The 6,918-nt window shown below is 46.0% G+C and carries 5 protein-coding genes; 2 read left to right on the top strand and 3 right to left on the bottom strand.

Features of this window, described 5'->3' with window-relative positions; all coding sequences use genetic code 11:
- Together VIM72_RS01280 and VIM72_RS01285 are read left to right on the top strand one after the other, a co-directional pair.
- A partial coding sequence (locus tag VIM72_RS01280) for a TonB-dependent receptor (RefSeq protein ID WP_332001060.1) occupies positions 1-1,842 on the top strand: 1,842 nt, incomplete at its 5' end.
- 70 nt (positions 1,843-1,912) lie between these two features.
- Complete coding sequence (locus VIM72_RS01285; protein ID WP_332001061.1) at positions 1,913-2,842, top strand: sulfite exporter TauE/SafE family protein; 930 nt, start codon at positions 1,913-1,915, stop codon at positions 2,840-2,842.
- Here the strand turns inward: VIM72_RS01285 and VIM72_RS01290 are convergent.
- From VIM72_RS01290 to VIM72_RS01300, 3 genes are all read right to left on the bottom strand, one after another.
- On the bottom strand, positions 2,825-3,814 hold the full coding sequence (locus VIM72_RS01290) for a 2-hydroxyacid dehydrogenase (RefSeq protein ID WP_332001062.1): 990 nt from the start codon (positions 3,812-3,814) through the stop codon (positions 2,825-2,827). The two genes, VIM72_RS01285 and VIM72_RS01290, sit on opposite strands and share 18 nt — an antisense overlap.
- Positions 3,815-3,901: 87 nt before the next feature.
- A complete protein-coding gene (gene fumC / locus VIM72_RS01295) occupies positions 3,902-5,302 on the bottom strand; it encodes a class II fumarate hydratase (protein WP_332001063.1) in 1,401 nt (466 codons plus the stop codon).
- 52 nt (positions 5,303-5,354) lie between these two features.
- Entirely contained in the window at positions 5,355-6,131 is a 777-nt protein-coding gene (locus VIM72_RS01300) for an enoyl-CoA hydratase/isomerase family protein (protein WP_332001064.1), read from the bottom strand.
- Positions 6,132-6,918: the final 787 nt, after the last annotated feature.

A 6,918-nucleotide genomic window follows, 5' to 3' on the forward strand; every position in this document is an offset into this window, starting at 1 on the left:
AAAGACGGCCGCGCCTACACTGTGCACCGTACCGGTTACTGGGAAAAAGACCTCGTAGGCGACTATACCGTTAAAAACAAAAAGGCAGATGTATCCTTCAACTTCCGCTTACCCCACAAAGTGGAACTCTCTGCTTCCTACCGCTACGGCGAAATGGACGGTTTCTTCCAGCGTGGTAACCGTATCGGCCTCAGAGGCGTAACGGTGCAAAACGGAAAACTGGAACTGGTACACCCCGACTTTACCGTACGCTCCTATATCTCCATCGAAAACACAGGCGACTCCTACAACATGAACCCGCTGGCGGATAACCTGGAAAAGTCGTTTAAAACAGATAAAAAATGGCTGGCAGATTATACCACTGGTCTTAATAATGCACTCACGGCTGGTTCCGACCTGGTGGCCGCCCATGCGGCTGCACGCTCCTTTGCCGATGCCGGCAGATGGACTCCGGGCACACCTGCCTTTGATGCACAGGTAGCTAAAATAAAAAGTATCAACGACTGGGATATTTACCCTACTTCTAAAAACCCCGAAAACACCAGTGGTGGGGCAGCATTGCTGCAGAAAAGCCGCTTCTACCACACAGAAGGTACCTGGAACCTGCGTAAATACATCCACTTCGCCGATGTACTGGTAGGCGCCGATTATCGCACTTATGAGATCATCCCCGATGGCAATAACTTCGTGGATTTCTCCCGCCCGCTCGATAAACGCAATGAGCCCGGCGGCAAACATATATGGTACGGTAAATACGGCGGTTTTGCACAGATCAGTAAAACGTTCTTCAACGACGCATTAAAGCTCACCGGCTCCCTTCGTTATGATAAAAACGAACAGTTCGATGGTAAAGTAAACCCACGCATTGCGGCGGTTTACAGCATCAAAGACAAACACAATTTCCGTCTCTCCTGGCAGAACGGATTCCGGTTCCCCTCCCTGTTTGAAGCATACTCCTTCGTAAACAATGGACAGGTAAGACGTGTAGGTGGTCTTGCTTTTATTGAAGAAGGACTGGGTTACTTTAAGAACTCTTATCTCACCAGTTCTGTTGATGCGTTTGGCGTAGCCGTAAATAAAACCATTAATGCGGAACACATTTCCAAAGAAGCAGCTGCCGCCAAAAATGCCGGCGTACTGAAAGTAGCTAACCTGGATCCTATCGTTCCTGAACAGATCACGTCTTTTGAAGCAGGCTACAAAGCAGTATTACTCGATAATAAGCTCTTTATTGATGTAGATGGCTACTATAGCTCATACAAACACTTCATCGGGCAAATTGAAGCTGTAGTGCCTAAAACAGGCAATGTTAACAATCCTGATCAAACAGTGCTGAACCAGATGCTGGATAAGGCACAGCAAAATCGTTACCGCGTGTGGACTAACAGTAAATCTACCGTTAACAACTACGGCTTTGCGGTAGCTGTTACCTACGATCTGTATAAAAGCTATACCATCAGCGGTAATGCCAACTATAATAAACTGGCACAGGATAAAACAAAGGATGATGCACTGATCCCCGGCTTTAATACACCAGACTGGTTTACCAATGTAAGCATCGGTAACCGCAATGTGTATAAAAACATTGGCTTCAACGTAGTATGGCACTGGCAAAATACCTTCTACTGGCAGAACCTCTTTGGTAACGGAGATGTGCCTTCCTATAATACCGTAGATGCACAGATCACTTACCGTGTGCCGAAGATCAAAACATCCTTTAAACTGGGGGCTTCCAATATCCTGAACTCTAAATACTTCCAGTATGTTGGCGGTCCGACCATAGGTGGGTTATACTACCTGAGTTTAACGTATGACAACGTTTTTCAGAGAGGTAATAAATAATAGTTGCTGAAACGCAGGGATGCAGTGATATCACTGCATCCCTGTTTTAAAATCATTAAATATAACTGGTATGACTACACGTACAACAGCCGTTGCCGGCACCGTTTCCGCAAAGCCGCAGTCCTCCTTCAAATGGTGGCAGATTGCTGTTGTATCGCTGTTGATCGTTACGGGTTTAACAGCCCTCTATTACTACGAAGTACCGGATGCTGTACAGGGAGATGTACGCCGGTTCTTTCACTCTCTCTTTACCACAGAATTGTTGTTTTACATCATCGTGGGATTATGCGCCCAACTGGTAGATGGCGCGCTGGGCATGGCTTACGGCGCCACTTCATCGTCGTTGTTATTGGGCCTGGGTGTATCCCCTTCCATTAGCAGCGCCAGCGTGCATGTGGCAGAAGTATTCACTACCGGCGCTTCCGGCTTTGCGCATTTTAAACTGGGCAACGTCAACAAAAAACTATTCCTCTGCCTGCTTATACCGGGTATGATCGGCGCTGTTTCAGGCGCTTACCTGTTGTCCGATAAGATAGATGGAGACGTTATTAAACCCTTTATCAGCGCTTACCTGCTCATACTGGGCATTATTGTGATCCGGAAAGGAATCCAGAAAAATAAAAGGAAAACCAAAACAAAAAGACTTGGCCCGCTGGCCTTTGCCGGCGGATTTCTGGACGCTATCGGCGGGGGCGGCTGGGGCCCTATTGTTACTTCCACCTTACTGAGTAAAGGCCGTACCGTACATTATACCATCGGTTCTGTAAACGCAGCAGAATTCTTCATCTCGCTTTCCAGCGCTGCCACGTTCCTCATCTTTACCGGCATTTCCAGCTGGCAGGTGATTGCAGGCCTGGTGATAGGCGGTGTGATCGCCTCTCCGTTTGCTGCCATTCTGGTGCGTAAAATAAAACGCAAACCACTCATGATAATGGTAGGAGTGCTTATTATTATCCTGAGCCTGCGTACTATTATCGATACCTTACTTCACCTCGTTTAATAAGATTCCTTCTTTCTCAAAACTACGTATATTGTTCAGCGTTACCTCTGCTATCTGCGTGAGCGCTTCCTTTGTAAAGAAGCCCTGATGGGCTGTTACCAGCACATTGGGAAATGTCGTTAGTCTTGATAACACATCATCCTGGATAATACTTCCGGAGAAATTCTGGAAAAACAGGTGCTCTTCCTGCTCATATACATCTATTCCCAATGCGCCTATATGTCCTACCTTCAATGCCGCCACTACTGCGGCCGTATCTATTAAACCACCGCGACTGGTATTGATCAGTACCACGCCTTTTTTCATCGTAGCAATGGATTGTTCATTGATCATATGCCAGGTACTTTCCATCAGCGGGCAATGCAGCGATATCACCTCCGACTGTGCAAAGATTGTATCAAGAGACACATACTTTACACCCATCTCCATCAGTTCTTCATTCTCATATATATCATGGGCATATACCTTACATCCGAAGCCCAGCATAATCCTGCAAAATACAGCACCGATATTCCCGGTACCAATCACACCAACTGTTTTACCATAGAGATCAAAACCTTCCAGTCCATTCAGTGTAAAGTTCCCATCACGTACACGGTTATACGATTTATATATTTTCCGGTTCAGCGCCAGCAGTAAAGCAACGGCATGTTCCGCCACTGCATGGGGCGAGTAGGCAGGCACCCGTACTACTTTAATACCTGCTGCAGCGGCAGCTTTGAGATCTACATTATTGAATCCTGCGCAACGCAAGGCGATCAGCCTTACTCCTTTTTTTTGCAGTATATCAATTACAGCAGCATTCACCTTATCGTTCACAAACACGCAAACAACAGGTTCCTCTTTTACCAGGGCGGTATTATCTTCATTTAACTGCGCCTCCAGGAAACGGAAACGATGCTCGCCCGACTGGTTGCTTTGATTGAAGTAATAAATGTCATATGGCTGCGCGCTGAAGAAGAGTATGTCCATGGCTATAGTAGTTATTTACAGGGAAGATAATAAAAAAAGAGCCCCGTTATCAGCGGGACTCTTCTCTTCTACAAATATGATCTGTGCTTACTTGATTTCCCCTACCATGTTTGCAGGCACTACCCACTCATCAAATTCAGCCGGGGTTACATAACCCAGTTTCACAGCCATTTCCTTAAGGGTAGTTCCTTCCTTATGGGCTTTCTGCGCAATTTCAGCGGCTTTATAGTAGCCGATCTTAGTGTTCAGTGCAGTTACCAGCATCAGGGAATTCTCCACATGTTTTTTGATATTGGCTTCAATTGGCTCAATACCTTCCGCACATTTATCGTTGAAGCTTACGCAACCATCGCCGATTAAACGTGCAGAATGCAGGAAGTTGAAGATCATCACCGGTTTAAATACGTTCAGCTCAAAGTGGCCATTGGCGCCGCCAACACTGATCGCCACATCATTACCCATTACCTGTGCGGCAATCATGGTGAGGGCTTCGCACTGGGTAGGATTTACTTTACCCGGCATAATAGATGATCCCGGCTCATTGTCGGGGATATGAATTTCGCCAATACCTGCGCGGGGGCCGGAGCTCAGCATGCGTATATCGTTGGCTATCTTCATTAAACTTACTGCTACTGTTTTCAGGGCGCCATGTGCTTCCACAATCGCATCGTGCGCAGCCAGGGCTTCAAACTTATTTTCAGCCGTAATAAAAGGTAAACCGGTTAACAGTGCAATATTCTTTGCTACATTTTCAGAATAACCTTTAGGCGTATTGATACCAGTGCCAACAGCAGTACCACCCAATGCCAGTTCGCTCAGGTGGGGCAGCGAATTGTTGATGGCTTTCAGGCCATGATTCAGCTGGGCTACATAACCGCTGATTTCCTGTCCCAGTGTAAGAGGCGTAGCATCCATAAAGTGGGTGCGACCAATTTTCACTACATTTTTATATGCCTCTGCTTTTTTGGCCAGCGTGTCACGGAGCTTTGTGATGCCGGGAATAGTTACTTCCAACAGCATTTTATAAGCAGCGATGTGCATGGCAGTAGGGAAGGTATCGTTGGAGGACTGTGATTTGTTCACATCATCGTTCGGGTGAACGAATTTGTCTTTATCAGTAAGCTGACCGCCATGAATAACGTGGGCGCGGTAAGCTACCACTTCGTTTACGTTCATGTTAGACTGGGTACCGGAACCTGTTTGCCATACCACCAGCGGAAACTGGTCGTCCAGTTTGCCTTCCAGTATTTCATCGCATACCTGGCCAATCAGGTCACTTTTCTCTTTAGGCAGTACGCCGGCTTCGAGGTTGGTGATCGCTGCCGCTTTCTTCAGGTAAGCGAATGCCTTGATAATTTCCTTCGGCATTTTGTTGATGTCCTGCGCGATCTTGAAATTTTCAATGGAGCGCTGTGTTTGAGCGCCATAATAGGCATTTACAGGCACTTTTACCTCGCCCATTGTGTCTTTCTCTATTCTGAATTCCATGACTTAAACTTTTAAGGCTACAAAAGTACGGCTTTACGGTTTGGGCTGCAAGCTATTCCCCTGTAAAATTCGCCTGTCTTTTCTGGATAAAGGCTGCTGCCCCTTCCTGCAGATCTTTTGTAGCAAAGCAGGCCCCAAACTCTTTCAGCTCCAGTTCAAAGCCGTCCTGGTCTTTATCCAGTGCGGCATTGGCGCATTTAATTACCCGGGCCACTGCCAGCGGTGCTTTTGTCTGTATTTTTTGTAAGATGGAAATGGCTTTGGGCAGCAATTCTTCGGGCTTTAAAACATGATTCACCAGTCCCCAGGCCTGTGCTTCCGTGGCATTGATCATATCTCCCGTGAGCATAAGCTCCAGGGCTTTCCCTTTGCCAATCAGCTGGGTAAGCCTTTGGGTACCGCCGTAACCGGGAATCAGCCCCAGGTTTACTTCCGGCTGGCCAAACTTCGCGTTTTCGCTGGCAATCCGGAAATGACAGGCCATGGCCAGCTCACAGCCTCCGCCCAATGCAAAACCGTTTACAGCGGCTATGATGGGCTTAGGACTGCTTTCTATACGCTTGAAGATGACGTGGCCTTTCTTGGCCAGTTCTTCCCCCTGTTTATCTGATAAAGTCAGGAATTCACTGATATCCGCACCGGCTACAAACGCTTTCTCGCCTGCGCCGGTAATAATGGCTCCTTTGATTTGCTTGTTGCTGTACACTTCATCTACCGCCAATGCAAGATCTGCCAGTACCTGCTGGTTGAGGGCATTCATCTTTTCCGGGCGGTTAATGGTAATGGTCAGAATATTATTCTCCAATTGGGTGCTTATCGTCTGATACATGTGCCAAATTTTAGTTTATCAATATTAAGCAATATTCAATAACCTAACGAATCAGCCCGATAGCCGGCTTGTCGCCAGCTAACTTACACTAAGCACCACAGCATTAAGCCCCAGGGAAGAAGTCTATATGAGATTGAGATATTTTTCAGCCCGTTCACCAGGTGGTAATTCTATTCTTTTAATGAATTTCGTCTTCTTTTATCACTAAAACAGCGCATCCCGCCAGGGCGCCTTAACCCCCCGGGTAATGTTATCGGGATATTGATCAGAATAAAAAATTCTTGTGTGAAGAACTTCAGAATTTTTCTGAAGCTCAATTATGAACCCACTTGCGCTTACAATCTTCCTCTTTTTCATAAGTGCAGTCACATCAAGAGTAATGTCAGGTTGCTTCAGATTAGTATATGGCACCGGTACCTGATGGGCGTTTCATAACAACCTATTTTAGCAAATTAATGCCGGAGTCTTTAGCCGATTGCGCTTTCTTCTGAGAAGAAAACTATAAAGCTTCAAAGCTAGCTTTGAAGCTTTATAAACCAATTAACAAGGGGTATGGGAAAACTGGATCAAAGAAGACAGGGTATTAGTCAATTGTTCAGAGATAATCTGGCTTATTGGTTAATAGTTCACTTCAAACTCTGCTTTACCACTTTTCATCTTCATATAGTGTCTTTTTTTCTTTACTTTAAAATAATCGATGCCGCTGAAGTTATAACTGAAGGTAACAAACATCAGGTTTGCCTCTAAATTTTTGTAGGGGTAAACGGAGTTGCCATCTTTATCTTTT

Origin of the sequence: Chitinophaga sp., from assembly GCF_036569185.1 — a bacterium.
In the GTDB taxonomy this organism is placed as follows: domain Bacteria; phylum Bacteroidota; class Bacteroidia; order Chitinophagales; family Chitinophagaceae; genus Chitinophaga.